The sequence below is a fragment of the Cytophaga hutchinsonii ATCC 33406 genome (assembly GCF_000014145.1).
GTDB lineage: Bacteria > Bacteroidota > Bacteroidia > Cytophagales > Cytophagaceae > Cytophaga > Cytophaga hutchinsonii.
On the sequence record NC_008255.1, the window covers coordinates 1,460,101 to 1,477,888 of the forward strand.

14 protein-coding genes are annotated in these 17,788 nt (G+C 40.9%); 13 read left to right on the top strand and 1 reads right to left on the bottom strand.

The annotated features are described in order from the left end of the window. Positions 1–60 precede the first annotated feature (60 nt). The 12 genes from CHU_RS06095 (at position 61) to ureG (ending at position 14,750) form a co-directional block, all read left to right on the top strand. Positions 61–2,391 carry a transglycosylase domain-containing protein gene (locus CHU_RS06095; RefSeq protein ID WP_011584639.1) on the top strand — a complete coding sequence of 777 codons (2,331 nt, stop codon included), beginning with the start codon at positions 61–63 and terminating at the stop codon, positions 2,389–2,391. 348 nt (positions 2,392–2,739) lie between these two features. After that, entirely contained in the window at positions 2,740–4,107 is a 1,368-nt protein-coding gene (locus CHU_RS06100; RefSeq protein ID WP_011584640.1) for a hypothetical protein, read from the top strand. 30 nt (positions 4,108–4,137) lie between these two features. Then, complete coding sequence (locus tag CHU_RS06105) at positions 4,138–4,728, top strand: hypothetical protein (protein ID WP_011584641.1); 591 nt, start codon at positions 4,138–4,140, stop codon at positions 4,726–4,728. A gap of 5 nt (positions 4,729–4,733) precedes the next feature. Continuing rightward, complete coding sequence (urtA, locus tag CHU_RS06110) at positions 4,734–6,071, top strand: urea ABC transporter substrate-binding protein (protein WP_011584642.1); 1,338 nt, start codon at positions 4,734–4,736, stop codon at positions 6,069–6,071. 177 nt (positions 6,072–6,248) lie between these two features. Continuing rightward, on the top strand, positions 6,249–7,880 hold the full coding sequence (gene urtB / locus CHU_RS19150; protein ID WP_011584643.1) for an urea ABC transporter permease subunit UrtB: 1,632 nt from the start codon (positions 6,249–6,251) through the stop codon (positions 7,878–7,880). Positions 7,881–7,906: 26 nt separating this feature from the next. Beyond that, a complete protein-coding gene (urtC, locus tag CHU_RS06120; protein WP_011584644.1) occupies positions 7,907–8,998 on the top strand; it encodes an urea ABC transporter permease subunit UrtC in 1,092 nt (363 codons plus the stop codon). A gap of 11 nt (positions 8,999–9,009) precedes the next feature. Continuing rightward, the gene (urtD, locus tag CHU_RS06125; protein ID WP_011584645.1) at positions 9,010–9,762 is read left to right on the top strand and encodes an urea ABC transporter ATP-binding protein UrtD; all 753 of its coding nucleotides are present in this window, start codon (positions 9,010–9,012) and stop codon (positions 9,760–9,762) included. 57 nt (positions 9,763–9,819) lie between these two features. Beyond that, positions 9,820–10,533, top strand: coding sequence for an urea ABC transporter ATP-binding subunit UrtE (gene urtE, locus CHU_RS06130; protein WP_011584646.1), 714 nt, complete (start codon positions 9,820–9,822; stop codon positions 10,531–10,533). A 108-nt stretch (positions 10,534–10,641) separates the two neighbouring features. After that, positions 10,642–11,388, top strand: coding sequence for an urease subunit gamma (ureA, locus tag CHU_RS06135; protein ID WP_011584647.1), 747 nt, complete (start codon positions 10,642–10,644; stop codon positions 11,386–11,388). Positions 11,389–11,400: 12 nt separating this feature from the next. Further along, positions 11,401–13,113 carry an urease subunit alpha gene (gene ureC, locus CHU_RS06140; RefSeq protein ID WP_011584648.1) on the top strand — a complete coding sequence of 571 codons (1,713 nt, stop codon included), beginning with the start codon at positions 11,401–11,403 and terminating at the stop codon, positions 13,111–13,113. Between the two features lie 188 nt (positions 13,114–13,301). After that, a complete protein-coding gene (locus tag CHU_RS06145; RefSeq protein WP_011584649.1) occupies positions 13,302–14,003 on the top strand; it encodes an urease accessory protein UreF in 702 nt (233 codons plus the stop codon). Positions 14,004–14,015: 12 nt separating this feature from the next. Then, positions 14,016–14,750 (top strand): urease accessory protein UreG, encoded by a 735-nt coding sequence (ureG, locus tag CHU_RS06150; RefSeq protein WP_011584650.1) that lies wholly within the window; start codon positions 14,016–14,018, stop codon positions 14,748–14,750. A 198-nt stretch (positions 14,751–14,948) separates the two neighbouring features. Here the strand turns inward: ureG and CHU_RS06155 are convergent, their stop codons facing one another. Next, complete coding sequence (locus CHU_RS06155) at positions 14,949–15,806, bottom strand: urease accessory protein UreD (RefSeq protein WP_011584651.1); 858 nt, start codon at positions 15,804–15,806, stop codon at positions 14,949–14,951. Positions 15,807–15,893: 87 nt separating this feature from the next. Between CHU_RS06155 and CHU_RS06160 the strand changes: the two genes are divergently transcribed. Further along, positions 15,894–17,744, top strand: coding sequence for a PAS domain-containing protein (locus CHU_RS06160; RefSeq protein ID WP_081428653.1), 1,851 nt, complete (start codon positions 15,894–15,896; stop codon positions 17,742–17,744). The last annotated feature ends 44 nt before the right edge of the window (positions 17,745–17,788 follow it).

Below are 17,788 nucleotides of genomic sequence, written 5' to 3' on the forward strand. Positions count from 1 at the left end.
AAGGATTGTAAAATCAAACGTAACGGAAAGCTTTTGAAGGTAGCGTATATGAAAAGGATTATGAATTTTATTTTTAAGGTGTTGAAAACCATTTTTATACAGCCATTTATCTGGTACGGATCTCTTTCCTGGCCGAAAAAAATACTCGTAGGTTTCCTGACAGTTTTTACGGGCTGTCTATTGATAGCCAGTCTGCCGGTTCTATTATTTTATTCCGTATCCACCGGTATGTTCGGCCATATGCCGGACGATAATGAATTGATGGCAATTAAAAATTACCAGGCATCAGAAGTTTATTCAGCAGACAGTGTTTTGTTAGGAAGATACTTTGTACAGAACCGTTCAGATGCAACGTACAAAGAAGTTTCTCATTATGTATTCGATGCCATTATTGCAACAGAAGATGCCCGATTTTACGAGCATACAGGTGTAGATACCAGAAGCTTACTTCGTGTTCTGTTTAAATCAATTTTATTGCGTCAGCAGGCTGGCGGCGGAAGTACGATTACGCAACAGCTCGCCAAAAATTTATTCGGACGTAAACAGTATGGATGGCTTACCATGCCCGTCAATAAGATCCGCGAAGCTATTATTGCCAATCAGCTGGAAAAACTCTATTCCAAGAATGAGATCATTCTGCTCTATGTAAATACCGTTTCTTTTGGTGAAGATACGTATGGTATTAAAACAGCTACGCAACGCTTTTTTAATATTGCCCCGTCGGCTCTTGCCCCTGAACAGGCAGCAGTACTTGCAGGCATGCTTAAGTCGCCAACCAATTACAATCCCCGTACCAGGCCTGCCAATGCGTTTACACGCAGGAATGTTGTTCTGGAACAGATGGAAAAATATAAGTATCTGTCTGTTGCTGAATCTGCGCAGCTGCAGAAAAAACCGTTGGTATTAAATTACAAACGCATGGATAACAGCGAAGGGCTGGCTCCTTATTTCAGAGAACGTTTAAAGACCGACTTGCTGGAGCTATTGTCAACGCGCAAAAAGCCGGATGGCTCCGCGTATGATCTGTATACGGATGGATTGAAAATATATACTACTATTCATTCCCGTTTACAGCAATATGCTGAAGAGGCTGCTGTGGAACATTTAAAACGCATACAGCCCTTGCTTACCCGGCAGCTGGCGCGTACAAAGTTTTTTGATTCCAATAAAAAACTGCTTGCTGCTGAAATGAAAAAAACAAACCGCTATAAAGCGTTGGAAGCACAAGGCTTGTCTTCAAAAGAAATCATGACGCAGGTTCAAAAGAAAGATAGTCTGCGGATTAATACCTTATGGGGTGAACAGGTGAAATACCTATCACCGATGGATTCCTTGCAGCAGGTGCTGAGTTCGCTTCAGACAGGCATGTTGGTAGTTAATCCGCATACCGGAGCAATCATGGCCTGGGTAGGAGGTGCTAATTTTAAACAGGTTCAATACGATCACATTCTTTCTCAGCGGCAGGTTGGTTCGGTTTTTAAACCGATTGTATATGCAGAAGGTTTGGTTAGCGGAATGAAGCCCTGCGATTTTATTTCCAACAAACAGATCACCTATACACAATATGAAGACTGGAAACCTGAAAACTCAGGTGAAAAAGAAAACGATCAGTATTCCATGGCCGGGGCGCTGGCGAATTCCATCAATACGATCAGTGTACAGATCTGTATGCAGGCGGGCATCAAGCAGGTGATTTCATTGGCACGTACCCTGGGCATTCAAAGCGATCTGCCTGCTAAACCTTCAATTGCTTTAGGCGTTGCCGATATCAGTTTGCTTGAATTGACAGGAGCTTACACGGCCTTTGCGAACAACGGCGTTAAATCCGGCCTGCAGTCTATTACATCTGTTTTGAATGCATCGGGAGAAAAAATATATCAGTCAAAAAATGTATATAAAAAATGTTTATCGCCAGAACAGGCACATACATTAACAAATATGTTATGCAATGTGGTGGATAAAGGCACAGCATATGAATTAAGAGATGTATATGGATTCCGTGGACAGATTGCCGGGAAAACAGGAACGACGCAGGATAATAAAGACGGCTGGTTTATGGGCTATACCAATGGATTTTTAGCCGGAGTGTGGGTGGGAGCGGATAATCCGGCCATACATTTTACATCCATGGCACAAGGCAGAGGAGCATCAACGGCAATGCCCATCTGGGCAGGTTTTTATAAGCGCGTACAAAAAGACCCTGCACTGAAATATTTAGTAACTAAAGATTTTCCTTTTGAAAATGACATCGCATGCGAGATGTATAAAGAAGATACATTTATGCAAAAGATTTTTCAGCGTAAACATAAAAAGAATAACAGCACCGGTCTGGAAGACACCCCAAAGGAGCGCACAAAGAAAAAGAAAGACCGCAAACGCCATTTGCCGTAGGGGCGAATTGCATTCGCCCTGAAACGGGCAACCGTGAAGGTTGCCCCAACAACCGTCAAGATTCCCCCAACAACTGTATTTGCAGTGCAGTGTATTATCCTATTTATACGTAATATTTATTCATTTAATTGTATACTAATTGTATATATATTAAGTAGTTTTTATATATTAAAAACGGATGGGTTGTACGTAAATGTTTCATCTGTGGATATATAGCTTATATAAACTATAAAACAATCTATATAATTATTGCAAGAATCTTCCATAATCATTTTGAAATACTTAAGTAGTTTGATACTATTGTATAAATACTTAAGTATTCATGTTTAACATCAAACAACGAACAAAATGATTAGTACATGTAAGTTTTTATCTACCATGGGGATATCGATGCTATTGACATCTGCATCCTTTGCAAACGGTCCTCTAACGACAAATGAGGAAGATCCGATCAAAAAAAATGCAAAATCGAAGCAGGCCAAAAATGGTTCTGAGGTTTTTAAGACTATGCAGAAAACGCCTAAAAATAAATACATACTCCGTGAAGTGCCAGGTTACTTTTTTGAAACAGGGACAGAAGCAACAGCACAAGCAGCTGCAGATACCACGCCATTCAAACCAAGTATTTCTGCCGGTGCGATCGTTCATATGATGGGTACGTATTCACAGGCAGGTTTTGGTCCGGGCACAAATTCAAGCGACCAATGGAACAAAGGTTTCATGCTGTACAGAGCCAGGATCTTATTGGGCGGACAGTTATCTAAAAAGGGAAGTTTCTTTATGGAAACAGAAGTTCCTTCTGCAATCGGTACACGGATCGATTCAACAACAAAGAATGTAAAAGTATCGCCGATCATTTTAGATTGCCAGTACGAACATAAATTCAGCACGGCACTTACACTTATCGGTGGTATGCAGCTGGTTTCACATAACCGTAATGGTTTACAGGGCGCTGCCTCTTTACTGGCAAATGATTTTACCTTCTTCCAATACCCATATAACTTATTTGAGAACCAGCCGTTGCAAGGTAACTTCGGCCGTGATCTTGGGGTGAATGCCAGAGGTTATTTTTTAAATGAAAAACTGGAATACCGTATCGGGGTATTTACCGGCCGTCGTGCAACAGATAATTCTCCATTGAGAACAGTTGGTCGTGTCGTATATAACTTTCTGGATGCAGATAAAAATTATTATTACTCAGGAACAAATTTAGGAAACGGTAAAACAATTTCACTGGGTGCAGGTTTTGATGCGCAGGGTTCTTACTCGAATATCGGTGCGGATTTATTTGTAGACATGCCGGCTGGTAACCCGGGTTCTGTTACGTTAAGCGCTGCATTCAGTTATATGACTGGTGGTACGAGCTTAACAGCAACAAACTCTTTTGCACGATTAATTCCGAAACAAACAACACAATTACTTGAATTAGGATACTATTTCAAAGACATCAAATTACAGCCATATATCCGTTACGAAAATCAAAGCATCAACGCGGAAGATAATCAGGTTTTTGGAACTACAGATAAAAGTACGTTCAATAAATTAAATTCTTCTTCTGTATTTGGTGGTGGTTTGAACTACTTCTTTAATGGATACGGAACGAACTTACGTTTATCTTATACTTCATTTACAAAAGGCGTGCTGAATACATCCGGAGAAGTTGATAAGAAATCATTCGGACAAATCTGGTTACAATTGCAATTCTTTATTTTCTAATCATAGAAATTCAATTTAAACAAATTATATATGCTCACACCGATACTTATAGGTTTGTCCCACTCTGTTGAATCTGATCATGTAATTGCGGTAAGTAATCTGATCGATGTACGCCATGGCTTGCTGAAAGAAGCATTGCGAGGCGCATCATGGGGCCTTGGTCATACCGTATCTGTAATGGTTTCAGCATTTATCTTATTGTTTATTAAAAACTCTGTAGAATTTTCTCCTGAATTTTCGCTGGAGTTACTGGTGGGAATTATGATGGTTGTTATTGGTGTGATACGCTTATTTGCCATCGCTGCTAAAAAACATATGCATCCTCACCGGGAAAATAAATATGTGTTTTTTAATGTAGGGATTATTCATGGCCTTGCAGGAAGCGGTACCATAGCTGTACTATTAACAAGCCAGTTTACTACCTTATACGAACAGACACAATTCCTTTTCTTATTTGGATTAGGCACAATCATCGGTATGGGAATTATTGCCGCGTTTTTTACACGGTTGAAATTTTTAAAACCTAAGTATTTGCTCGCATTCTCTTATATCATTGCTTCTGTGTCGGTGCTTTACGGCATAAAAATTATTTACGAACAACTCTATACCTATATCAACTAAATGTAATGACTATGAAAACAGCACGATTAAACCTCATACAACTGTTCAAGTATGTATGCGTCTTACTGGCAGTAGGATTTTTATTAACAAGCTGCTCAGGCAGTGAAACAAAAACAGAAGGAGAAACTACTACTGACTCGACTAAATCAGAAGAAACAATTAAAGTAGGTATTCTGCATTCGTTAAGCGGTACCATGGCTATTTCTGAAGTTTCATTAAAGGATGTTATTGAAATGGCGATCGAAGAGATCAATAATTCCGGCGGTGTATTAGGCAAAAAAGTAGAAGCCGTGATTGTTGATCCGGCTTCTGACTGGGATTTATTTGCAGAAAAATCCAAGGAATTGATTTTGGATAAAAAAGTTACTGCTGTATTCGGTTGCTGGACTTCTGTATCCAGAAAGTCTGTGCTTCCTGTGTTTGAAGAACATAATAATTTATTGTTTTATCCGGTACAGTATGAAGGCGAAGAATGTTCCGCAAACGTTATCTATTCTGGTGCTACACCAAATCAGCAATTGATTCCGGCAGCAGAATATTTAATGAGCGAAAAAGGCGGCGGATATAAAAAATTCTATCTGTTAGGTACGGATTATGTGTTTCCGAGAACAGCTAACAAAATTCTGAAAGCATTCTTATTATCGAAAGGTGTTCCAAAAGAAAATATCATTGAAGAATATACACCGTTCCACCACCAGGATTATCAGACAATTGTTTCTAAGATCAAGAAATTTGCTGCAGGCGGCAAAGCATGTGTATTGAGTACAGTAAATGGTGACTCAAACGTTCCGTTCTACAAAGAATTCTCTAACCAGGGCTTAACTGCTGGTATCTGTCCGATCATGGCATTCTCTGTTGCTGAAGATGAACTGCGTTCTATGGATACAGAGTTTTTAGTGGGTCACTTAGCTGCATGGAATTATTACCAATCATTGGAGTCTCCTGAAAACAAAAAATTCGTTGCAGATTTCAAAGCATACTGTGCGAAAAAAGGATTGCCGGGCGGCGACAAACGTGTAACAGATGATCCGATCTGTTGGGCTTATACAGATGTTTATCTTTGGAAAAATGCGGTAGAAAAAGCAGGTACGACGGATATTGCAAAAATGCGTCCGGAATTATACGGACTTGAATTTTTATCACCAGGCGGCCCTGTAAAAATGAGCCCGATCAACCATCACCTTGAAAAGCCAGTATTGATCGGTGAGATCAGAAGCGATGGGCAGTTTGACATCATCTGGAAAAGTAACGGATTGGTATCTCCTGAACCATGGTCTAAATTAACTTCGCCGAATAAGAGCTGTGATCATGTAAGCCACGGCGGTACATACAACCTTAAATAATTCCCGCAGGGAAGAATAGCATTGAAAGGAATTTCTTCCCTGCCTGTTTAGCTGTCTTCATGATTAATAGTTTACAATAAGTTAAAAGGGTGATTAAGCTGGCTGTATGTTTGTGTGCAAGGAAACTGCAGCCAGCTCTTTTAACTTTTATTTCTCATTTACTTACCATGTAGTTCAATGAAACATCTTCTATATATAACACTCTTGTTTTGGGGAAGTCTGGTTTCAGGATCTTCGTTACAAAAAGATTCTTTATCCTATTTTGTTCACGCGTCTATTTCCGGAAACGATTCAATAAAACAATTGTCTGTTAAACGTTTGGTAGAATCCGGTAATACCGATGTTTATCCGTTTCTGGCAGCTGTCTACGATAAAAAAATATATCTGTTCAAGGATCAGCCAGTAACAACAGGTGTCAGAACAACAGGAGAAGATGGTACAGATTTTTATGAAGTGTATACACTGTATCCGGTTAATGCTCCGGTAAAAGATGGTGCTGGTGTTATAATACTTCAGCCAATATCAAAATTAAAAGAAGTTACGTTTGGCCGCAGCGAACGTTTATTGATCGGGCAGTTAGGCCCGTACTTAAATCTTTCAAGTGCTGACGCTGAAAAACGTAAGGCTGCCTACGGACAGTTTCAAGCCTTAAAAGATAAAGAAGCACTGCCGGCCTTATATGCAGCACGTGCAAAAGAAACATCTTCTGATGTTAAATCCATCGCTCAGGAGACTATTTTTTCCATTGAATTAAATGCATCTGCGGATGACAACAGAAAAAAAATATTGATTGACAGTCTCGTAATTAACTGGGGCTCCAATACAGAATCAATCTTAGAAGCATATGAAGCTTCGGAAAAAAATCCGGAGTTAAAAGCATATGCCAAAGCTGCCATCGCTGATCTGAACGGAAAACACGAACGGTTGAGTGTTGTTCAGAATTTATTCAGCGGCTTAAGTTTAGGAAGTATCCTGATCATGGTTGCACTTGGTTTGTCCATCATCTATGGATTAGCGGGTATCATCAATATGGCGCACGGTGAATTCCTTATGATCGGGGCATACACTACATTTATTATTCAGAGTTTACTGCCCAAAGGTGATCTGTTCTTCTGGATCTCTTTGCCTGTTTCATTTCTGGTTGCAGGTGCCTTTGGGTTTATCATAGAACGGTTAATTATCCGGTATTTATATTCCCGTCCGCTGGAGAGTTTGCTCGCAACCTGGGGGGTAAGTCTTGTGCTCATCCAGTTTGCACGTACATTGTTTGGTGACCTTACCGCTGTACGCACACCTGCAGTACTGTCAGGCGGCTGGGAAATAACCTCTCATCTGGTTTTGCCATACAACCGGTTATTTATTATTGGCTTGTGCATCTTTATGATTGCCATTACTTATTATACATTATATAAAACGCGTTTGGGTTTACGTGTACGTGCCGTGACACAAAACAGAAACATGAGTTCATGCCTTGGAATTGAAACAGGTAAAGTAGATGCCATTACATTCTTTCTCGGCTCAGGGCTTGCCGGTACAGCGGGCTGCGCCATGACACTGATCGGTAACGTTGTGCCGGATATGGGACAGACATATATCGTAGATTCGTTCCTGGTTGTCGTAACAGGTGGAGTAGGTAATATTGCCGGTACAATTGTATCGGGTTTCGGAATCGGTTTTATATTCAAAATACTCGAATCGTTCTTCGAAGCAGTGTACGGTAAAGTACTTATTCTGGCCATCATTATTTTATTCTTGCAATTTAAACCTAAAGGTTTATTCCCTGACAAAGGCCGTATTGCTGAAGATTAATTATAACCTGTATCTGATCTGAGATTATGAAAAAATATTTCAATAGTAATTCGTTGTTCTATATCATTCTTATCGGTGTGTTCTTAATTATTATGCCCATAGGAAATATGCTGGGTTTTGTTTCAAACAATACCATTTCGTTGTGGGGAAGATATTTTTGTTTTGCCATTGCTGCACTAGGTGTAGATCTGATCTGGGGTTATTCAGGTGTGTTGTCTATGTGCCAGGCAGTTTTCTTCTGTCTGGGCGGTTATGCTATTGCCATGCACATGCTGCTGGTGGCAGGCGGAGAGGATCCTTCCGGAATCCCGGATTTCATGGTATGGAATCAGGTGGATGTATTGCCGGCCTTCTGGATACCTTTTCATTCCTTTGGTTTATCATTTCTTCTTGCGTTGCTGATTCCCGGAATCTTTGCATTCATCTTTGGCTACTTCGTATTCAGAAGCCGCATCAAAGGGGTGTATCTGGCCATTATCACACAGGCGCTTGCGTTGGCTATGTGGTTGATTTTTCTCCGTAATGAAACCATGCTGGGCGGAACCAACGGCTTAACCGGGTTTAAAACATTGCTCGGTTTTTCGCTTTCCAGTCCATCAACCAAATTAGGTCTGTACATAGTATCCTTTCTGGTGATGTTCGGTTTATTTCTGTTCTGTAAATGGCTGGTAAACTCTAAGTTTGGTAAAGTACTGGTAGCGATCCGCGATAGTGAATCACGGGTAAGTTATACGGCTTACAATGTTGTAAATTATAAGCTGGCCGTGTTTGTGATTGCAGCTGTGGTTGCGGCAATCGGAGGTATGCTGTATGTGCCGCAGACGGGTATTATCACGCCGGGCAGAATGGATGTAAAAGCATCTGTTGAAATGGTGATGTGGGTAGCATTGGGCGGAAGAGGAAGATTAAAAGGCGCAATCATCGGAGCCTTGCTGGTGAATTATTTATACAGTGTCTGCACAAGTATGTTTCCGGAATCGTGGTTATACATATTAGGCGTGCTGTTTATACTCACGGTTCTTTTCTTTGAAAAAGGGTTCTGGGGATTAATTGAAATGCTCGAAAATAAAATCAATTCTTTATCATCAACTAAATCAGTTTCAAATACGAATTCTTAACCCGTACGATTATGCTACTGAATGTAAAAAATCTTCATGTGTCTTTTGGAGGAGTAAAGGCGCTTAATCTTTCCGCCTTCAATATACAGCAAAACGAACTGCGTGTGATCATTGGCCCGAACGGTGCCGGTAAATCTACGTTCATGGATATCCTTTGCGGCAAAACAAAACCCAATGGCGGCGATGTTACTTTCAACGGAGAAGAGATATTAGGAAAAAAAGAAGTACGTATTGCGCAGATGGGTATAGGTCGTAAGTTTCAGAAGCCTTCTGTATTCCCAAGCTTATCGGTGTTTGATAATATGCTGCTTTCTGTGCGTATGCATAAAGGTTTGCTTACCTCTATGTTCTTTAAAATGAATACAGAAATAAAAGATCGCATAGAATCGGTAGCAGAAATGGTAGGCCTTGGCAAGCACCTGGAATTACTCGCGGGAAATTTATCACACGGACAAAAACAATGGCTGGAAATTGCGATCGTAATTCTGCAGGATCCCAAACTGATGCTGATTGATGAACCGGCAGCGGGTATGTCGGACGAAGAAACATACAAGACAGGAGAGCTGCTGACAAACCTTTCCAAAAAGCACAGTGTGATCGTTATCGAACATGACATGGGTTTTGTGAAACAGATCGCACAGAATCTGGTTACCGTGCTTGTACGCGGGCAACTTTTAATGGAAGGCTCATTCGATCAGGTGCGCAACGATGAACGTGTGATTGATTCTTATTTGGGAAGAGCCAATACAGCACTGGAAAAATAAATGATGAATAGCAGTATCATTCATCATTCATCATTTATAATTCATAATTAAATACACATGAAAGATATTATACTTGAATCCAACGATCTACATGCTGCTTACGGACAGAGTATGATTTTATGGGGTTTAAATTTTAAAGCAGAAAAAGGTAAAGTAACAACCATTATGGGGCGCAATGGTGTTGGTAAAACAACTTTGTTGAAAACCATTATGAGTCTGGTGCAGGTATCTAAAGGTACAATCACCTACAAAGGCGAAGAAATACAAACACTACCTTCTTTTAAAAAAGCAAACATGGGGATCGGTTATGTGCCGCAAGGGAGAGAGATCATTCCAAAACTTACCGTGTATGAAAATATCAAACTAGGCATGGAAGCATTGGGAAGTAAGTCGAAAGCTAAAATTCCGGAAGATGAAATTTATGCCATGTTTCCGATCTTAAAAGATTTCAGGAAACGTCTGGGTGGCAACTTAAGCGGCGGGCAGCAGCAGCAGCTGGCAATTGCCCGGGTGCTTGTGAGTAATCCTTCGCTCATCTTATTAGACGAACCTACAGAAGGCATACAGCCATCCATTGCACAGGAGATCGGGCAGGTATTGAAAAACCTTGCAGCCGAAAAAGGAATTACCATTTTACTGGTAGAACAAAAAATTGATTTTGCAAAACAGATCACCGACTACTATTATTTTATGGACCGCGGCAGAATGTTAATGGAAGGAAGCAAAGATGAATTGGATCTGGATGATATCCGGAAATATTTATCGGTGTAGTCGCCAGCTACTAGCTGCTAGTTTCTAGACACTAGAACAAATACAATGCATAGTTATAATAACCAATAATCCGGCACTAGCAACTAGTGCCCGGAAACTAAACAATATATGAGACTTGCACCGAAGGATATTGAAAAGTTAATGCTGCACAATGCCGGAGTTCTTGCACAGAAAAGATATGCCAGAGGTATTCTGCTAAATTACCCGGAAACCATTGCACTTTTATCTGCACAGCTTTTAGAGTTTATCCGTGAAGGATACAGTGTTGCTGAGCTGATGGATCTTGGCATGAAGATTCTTGGCGTAGACGATGTAATGGATGGCGTTGCGCAGATGGTAGACGAAGTACAGATAGAAGGTACATTTCCGGATGGTACAAAACTCGTAACGGTCCATCATCCTGTCTGTAATCAAAACCTGTCAAATGGTTATGCCCTGTATGGTTCCGGATTAACAAAGTCAGCATCAAAACTGCTTATTGATAATACGATCAATCCAACACCAGGTGCAAAAGAATATGCCGCCGGTACGATCGAATTGAACGCAGGCAGAAAAACGAAAATACTTGATGTGATTAACTCCGGCGACAGGCCGGTACAGGTTGGTTCACATTATATTTTTTCAGAAACAAATGCGGCGCTGAAGTTTGACCGTGTCGGAGCAATCGGCTACCGACTTGATATACCGGCAGGCACAGCGGTACGCTTTGAACCGGGTGAGAAGAAAACGGTGCAGGTAGTTGAGATTGCCGGGCAGCAAATCGTATACGGAGGAAATGGGTTGATCGATGGCGGTATCACAGAAGATGATATTCCGCAGATCAAGCAGCGCATGCAGGAAAAAGGATTTATTTAAACCATACACGTTATGTCATATATACTATCAAGAAAAAGTTATGCAGACATGTTTGGCGTAACTACCGGAGATAAAATCACCTTAGGCGACACCAATCTTCTGGTGCGCGTTGAAAAGGATCTTACGGTGTATGGAGAAGAATGTAAATTCGGCGGCGGCAAGGTATTACGCGACGGCATGGGACAGGCTTCCGGCTATAAATCGGATGATGTATTAGACTTACTTATTACCAATGCATTGATCATTGATTATACAGGTATTTATAAAGCTGACATCGGTATTAAGAACGGACACATTAAGGCAATCGGTAAAAGCGGCAATCCACATATCATGCCGGGTGTGCACCCGGATATGATTGCAGGAACGGTTACGGAAGTAATTGCAGGGGAAGGTATGATCATTACTGCAGGCGGGATTGATAATCACATCCATTACATCTGTCCGCAGCAGATGAACGAAGCGCTCGCTTCGGGTATTACAACCTTTATCGGCGGCGGCACCGGTCCTGCAACAGGAACAAAAGCAACTACCTGTACACCCGGTGCCTTTCACATTGAAATGATGTTGAAAGCAACCGATAACATCCCGATGAATATTGGATTTCTTGGTAAAGGGAATACTTCCCATCCGGAAGAGATCGAAGAACAGATCAAAGCTGGCGCGCTTGGTTTAAAGCTTCATGAAGACTGGGGTACAACACCCGCTGCTATTGATAACTGTTTGTCAGTAGCAGAAAAATACGACGTACAGGTGTGTATTCATACGGATACCTTAAACGAAAGTGGTTTTGTGGAATCCAGCCGCGCAGCATTCAAAGGCAGAACAATTCATACCTATCACACAGAGGGTGCAGGCGGCGGCCACGCGCCTGATATTATAGTGTTATGCGGAGATCCGGATGTACTGCCTTCTTCAACCAATCCGACAAAACCATTTACAGTAAATACCATTGATGAACACCTGGATATGCTGATGGTTTGTCACCATTTAGACCGGAACATTCCCGAAGATGTGTCCTTTGCGGAAAGCCGTATCCGTGGCGAGACAATTGCTGCTGAAGATATTCTGCATGATATGGGTGCCTTGTCAATGCTGTCGTCTGATTCACAGGCAATGGGCAGAGTAGGAGAAGTAATCTGCCGTACCTGGCAGACAGCACATAAAATGAAAGAGCAACGCGGTTTGCTGGAAGAAGATAAACAGATTGACGCGGATAACTTTCGTGTAAAAAGATATATTGCCAAGTATACGATCAACCCGGCGATCGCGCACGGCTGCAGTCATGTGATCGGTTCGGTTGAAGTAGGTAAGCTGGCAGACCTTGTTGTCTGGCAGCCGGATTTCTTCGGAAGCAGACCGGAATTGATTTTAAAAGGAGGCGTAATCGTACAGGCGCAGATGGGGGATCCCAATGCATCCATACCAACGCCGCAGCCTTTCTTCTCAAGGCCTATGTTTGGTGCGATGGGTAAAGCAACAGGAGCAACCTCATTAGCATTTGTTTCGGCAGCGTCGGAAGAAACCGTAAACGGATATGGGCTGAATAAAAAAGTCACTCCGGTTGTGGGCTGCCGTTCTGTGAAGAAAAAAGACATGAAGCTGAATGATTTTCTTCCGGATATTAAAGTAGATGCAGAAACGTACAAAGTAACCGTCAACGGTGAATGGATCACCTGCGCACCGGCAAAGAAGCTGCCGCTGGCACAGCTTTACAATTTGTTTTAAATATGAATCAGGCTGAAAGCCTCATATTTCATAGCTTGGGCCCAAGTAAAAGCAGATACGGAATTATCTGATCCTCGATAGAAGTCCAACGCCATTGTTGGTGTTCCGCAAGAACAACTCTTTGTGTAGTGAACAAAAGACAAAGCGGGTCACCAACAATCATTTAACAGTAAGTTAAACGAATACACATGATTTCATCCAAAGACAATACACATTTATTCCTGCTCCTTCAGATGGCGGACTCTGCGTTCCCTGTAGGAGGTTTTGCGTATTCATATGGATTGGAATCGGCTGTGAAACATAATTTAATATCAGACGGAAAAGGTTTGCGCGAATATCTGTTGACGTTCTCTGAACAATTGATCGCATTTGACTTTCCGTTTATTGCTGCGGCACATCAGCAATCAATTACTTCTATAAATATAGCAGATTTGAAATCTTTGCTGCAGGTCTACAAATCGATGTTGCTGAACCCACCTTTGTCGAAGGCAGGATGCGTCATGGGCAGGAACTGGCTGAAGATCTGTAAACAGATTACAAACAGTTACCTGATGGATGAAACGGAAGAAGTATTTCGCAAAGAAAATTTAACATTTGAATTTCCGATCGTTTTCGGATTAAGCATGCAGGCGTCAAATTTTACATTGTCACAAACCTTGTTCCTGTATTTCTACATGTCGATCCGCGATCAGATCAGCGCGCTGATCCGTTTGGGATCTGCCGGCCCTTCTATGGCGCACACGGAACTGCAACAGGTTTTACATCTTTTCACCATTCGTATTGAATCTTATATTCCAGTACATTACTCCACTGCTTATAAATCAGCCTATCTGCTGGAGCTTGCACAACTCTCGCACGATCGGGTTTACTCTAAATTATTTCAAAACTAAAACGTTACTGTTATGACCCTTTTAAAAATGTACCGCCATTTAGATCATTTCGATTCTCCAGGCCATTTTCATCACCGGGAATTGATTCATGAAAAAAGAAATTTTAAGAAACGTGCTTTTACCGTTGGTATCGGTGGACCAGTAGGGACCGGGAAGACAGCCTGGCTAATGCAGATCTGTAAAGCATTGCGCGATAAAATGAATATAGCTGTTGTTACCAATGATATCTTTACCAGCGAAGATGCCGAATTTCTGATCCGTAACGAAGCACTTTCAAAAGACCGTATCATTGGCGTTGAAACAGGAGGCTGTCCGCATGCAGCCATACGAGAAGATGTTTCACAAAACATGTATGCATTGGAAGAATTAATGAAACGCTTTCCCGATGTAGAATTATTGTTTGTAGAAAGCGGAGGAGATAATTTAGCCGCACACTTTAGTAAAGAGCTGGTTGATTATTCAGTGTATGTGATTGATGTTTCAGGTGGAGACAAGATTCCCCGTAAAGGAGGCCCGGGTATTACGCAGGCTGATTTATTGGTAATCAACAAAATTGACCTGGCACATTTAGTAAATGCAGACCTATCGGTCATGGAACGCGATTCTAAAAAAATGCGCGGCGATGGACCTTTTTTATTTGCCCGTGCAAAAGACTGCTTCGGCATTGATGAGATTATCAATCATATATTAACTGCGAGAGAAAAAGCACTGGAAGCAAAGCCTGTGTATTCGTTACGGAAAGAGTAGTATAGTGCTGCTTTCTTGGGGCGATGCCCCAAGTTTTATTATCACAGGCTTTCAGCCTGAGTATAGCTGCTATAATTTAATAAGTATGTTATATTGTAGCAGCTGATTTTTTACATGGTACAGATTTTTATCTGATATCACAGGCTGAAAGCCTGACATATCAGAACTTGGGGCATCGCCCCAAGAATTTCATGCAAATTAATTCCTTCCTTCAAACGGATTAAAACCCAATAACTCTTTATCAGACATATGTTCTGCCAGTGCTTTAACAAAGGGCTGCAGCAGATCATTGTTTTTTGCTGAACAACGGATCATAAATACCTGTTCGTTAACTTTTACCGCACTGCCTATACGAATCAGTGATTCGGATTTATTTTCAATGTGCTCATGAAAATATTGTGCAGCTAAAAAACGCAGCTGTGTTTCAATGGATTTTACACGAGTCAGATTTTCATCGCCTGCTAAAAAGATATTGATGTATGAAGAGTGATCCAGAAAAGCTCCCGGTGAATTCATGTTGTTTTGTGACGGATCCATTTTAAAACGGTCCCATACAATCGGTACACCATTCGATTCTATTTTTAATTCTGTAAAGAAAGAGTCAAAAGCAAAACGCTCGCCATTCAGTATGCGTCCGGCTTCAAACCAATCAATTACTAACAGTACCGCATTTTTTTCAAGTTTCCAGAAAAGATGCTGTTCGAATATGCTTTTTTGATGCGGCACTACCGGATCACCCATAAATACCACGAGTGCGTTCTCGCCAACAGTACCGGTAATGGTTTGTTTGCATGTTTTTCCATGCTCCGACCGATAGATACGGGTATTCGCCTGGCTTGAAAAAGCAGATACGGTATCCGCTTTACAATCAATCGTAAGGTCAATCGAATCACCTTCCACAAAACCACCTCCATAATTTGAAAACACCAGGTGGCATGCTTTGTTTTTTTCAAGGGCGAAAATTTTCAACGGACGGAAAATCTTTGAACCAGTAACAGAACTTTTACCATGAATAGTTGAAATTTCAAGTATGGAATGCGTTGTATCTTTAACCATAAAGTAATACGTAAGTATTTACTGTATATATACTAAAAAAAGCCTTTTAAAGTTCGTTATTTTAACTGAAATTTAAGTAATTTTAAAATGATAGCAGGACTACTTACGTTTATGAAGCTTTTTGAAAAAGAAATTGGTATAGTCGGGCAAGAGCAGAAGCTTTTTAAATACTCTGCTTATATGTATGCCATTGCATTGTCTTTGATTGCAATGATTACCATATTAAGTCAGATCTTAATTCAACAATACTTAAGTAGCCAGGTTACGGATTCCCACGTCATTAATATTGCTGCGCGTCAGCGTACATACAGTCAGTCGCTAAGCAAAACCGCATTGCTGATCGAGTCCGGGAATGATATAGAAACCAATCGGAAAGAGTTTGCAAATACCTTACGCCAATGGCAAAAGTCGCACGAAGCGCTCAAAGGCGGCGGCAGTGATTTTATGAACCTTCCGGCCAATGACCGGGATGAGTTAAAAGAAATGTTCGGCATTATTGAAGAACCGTATGCCGCTATTTTAGGTGCTTCCAACGGCATGCTCAAGGAACTGTATAGCCCGAAAGCACTTGACTCCATGAATCTGAAAGCATACATAAGAACCATTCTTGAAAATGAACGCATGTATTTATTGGGCATGGAACTGATTGTATTTGATTACGATCGTTTTTACCGGAATGGGGTGAAGAAGTTAAAAGAAATTGAATATATTCTGTTATACATCGTGTTGGTAAGCTTGTTTCTGGAAGCCGTTTTTATTTTTTATCCGCTAGCCGTTCGTGTGAAACAAAACATGAAGGATTTGGTAGAGTCGGAAACAAATGCCAAGAATCTGGCCACGCAGCTGCAGGAAGCGAACACGATACGAGAACAATCGCATAAAGAATTCCGGGATATAAATTATGCCCTTGAAAAGGCCACGTACGTTGTAAAGACCGATCAATACGGGCACATTATTTATGCCAACGATAAGTATTGCCACGTTACGCGCTACAACATGGGTGAGCTGATCGGAAAGCCTTTGTTCTATAACAATATGGGCGGCAAGGAAAGTATCATCTACGAGCATATAAATAATCAGGAGCGTCGCAAAGAAGTATGGCAGGGAGAGATCTTTGATCATGCTTCCGATGGTACAGGCTTCTGGCTCGATGTTACCATGATGCCGATCATAGATAATAAAGGTTCGTTGTATCAGTTTCTGGTTGTTTGCACAGATATTACAAAACGTAAAAATACAGAACGGGAGTTACTGCTGCTTACAGAAGAAAAAATAAAACGTCAGGGAGCAGAGCAAAAAATAATTTCATATTCTATCATTAACGGACAGGAAAAAGAACGCACCCGCATTGCTGCGGAAATTCACGATGGTATCGGACAAATGCTTACAAGTCTGCGTATGAAGATGGAGATGATCGAAAATAAAAATACACATCTGGGTAGTGATATAACCGAACTTACCGATCTGTTACAGATGGTCATTAATGAAACGAAAAAAATATGCTCAGATCTCTTGCCAAGTGTACTGGATGATTTTGGTTTGAGCGCAGCCATCCGCGAGTTACAGAAGATGTGCTCAGCAACAACTGAAATGTCCTTTGATCTGGATGATGAACTGGAACCGCATGCCTTACCGCGTGAAGTGGAAATAGGTATATTCCGTATTTTACAGGAAGGGCTAAATAATGCCATTAAACATTCAAAAGGATCAAACGTTTTTATTCATATTAGTAATGACGAAAAAAATGTACATTTATTTGTGAAGGATAACGGGAAAGGATTTGATTTCGATGAAAAAAAATTATTAAGCCGAGAATTTATAGCAAAGTCTAACGGGTTGCGTAATATGAAAGAGCGTGCAGAATTATTAGGCGGTAAATTTGTAGTAAAATCGCTGATCGGAGAGGGCACAACACTTCAGGTACAGATACCTATTTAAACTAACTAACTAACTAACTAACTAATTAATTAATTATTTTTTTA

Excerpts from the sequence above, each read along its gene's own strand:
- CHU_RS06155 (WP_011584651.1), bottom strand. The coding sequence starts at position 15,806 with ATGGTTAAAGATACAACGCATTCCATACTTGAAATTTCAACTATTCAT.
- CHU_RS06105 (WP_011584641.1), top strand. The coding sequence starts at position 4,138 with ATGCTCACACCGATACTTATAGGTTTGTCCCACTCTGTTGAATCTGAT.
- ureG (WP_011584650.1), top strand. The coding sequence starts at position 14,016 with ATGACCCTTTTAAAAATGTACCGCCATTTAGATCATTTCGATTCTCCA.
- urtE (WP_011584646.1), top strand. The coding sequence starts at position 9,820 with ATGAAAGATATTATACTTGAATCCAACGATCTACATGCTGCTTACGGA.
- urtA (WP_011584642.1), top strand. The coding sequence starts at position 4,734 with ATGACTATGAAAACAGCACGATTAAACCTCATACAACTGTTCAAGTAT.
- urtC (WP_011584644.1), top strand. The coding sequence starts at position 7,907 with ATGAAAAAATATTTCAATAGTAATTCGTTGTTCTATATCATTCTTATC.
- CHU_RS06100 (WP_011584640.1), top strand. The coding sequence starts at position 2,740 with ATGATTAGTACATGTAAGTTTTTATCTACCATGGGGATATCGATGCTA.
- ureC (WP_011584648.1), top strand. The coding sequence starts at position 11,401 with ATGTCATATATACTATCAAGAAAAAGTTATGCAGACATGTTTGGCGTA.
- urtB (WP_011584643.1), top strand. The coding sequence starts at position 6,249 with ATGAAACATCTTCTATATATAACACTCTTGTTTTGGGGAAGTCTGGTT.
- urtD (WP_011584645.1), top strand. The coding sequence starts at position 9,010 with ATGCTACTGAATGTAAAAAATCTTCATGTGTCTTTTGGAGGAGTAAAG.
- ureA (WP_011584647.1), top strand. The coding sequence starts at position 10,642 with ATGAGACTTGCACCGAAGGATATTGAAAAGTTAATGCTGCACAATGCC.
- CHU_RS06145 (WP_011584649.1), top strand. The coding sequence starts at position 13,302 with ATGATTTCATCCAAAGACAATACACATTTATTCCTGCTCCTTCAGATG.
- CHU_RS06095 (WP_011584639.1), top strand. The coding sequence starts at position 61 with ATGAATTTTATTTTTAAGGTGTTGAAAACCATTTTTATACAGCCATTT.
- CHU_RS06160 (WP_081428653.1), top strand. The coding sequence starts at position 15,894 with ATGATAGCAGGACTACTTACGTTTATGAAGCTTTTTGAAAAAGAAATT.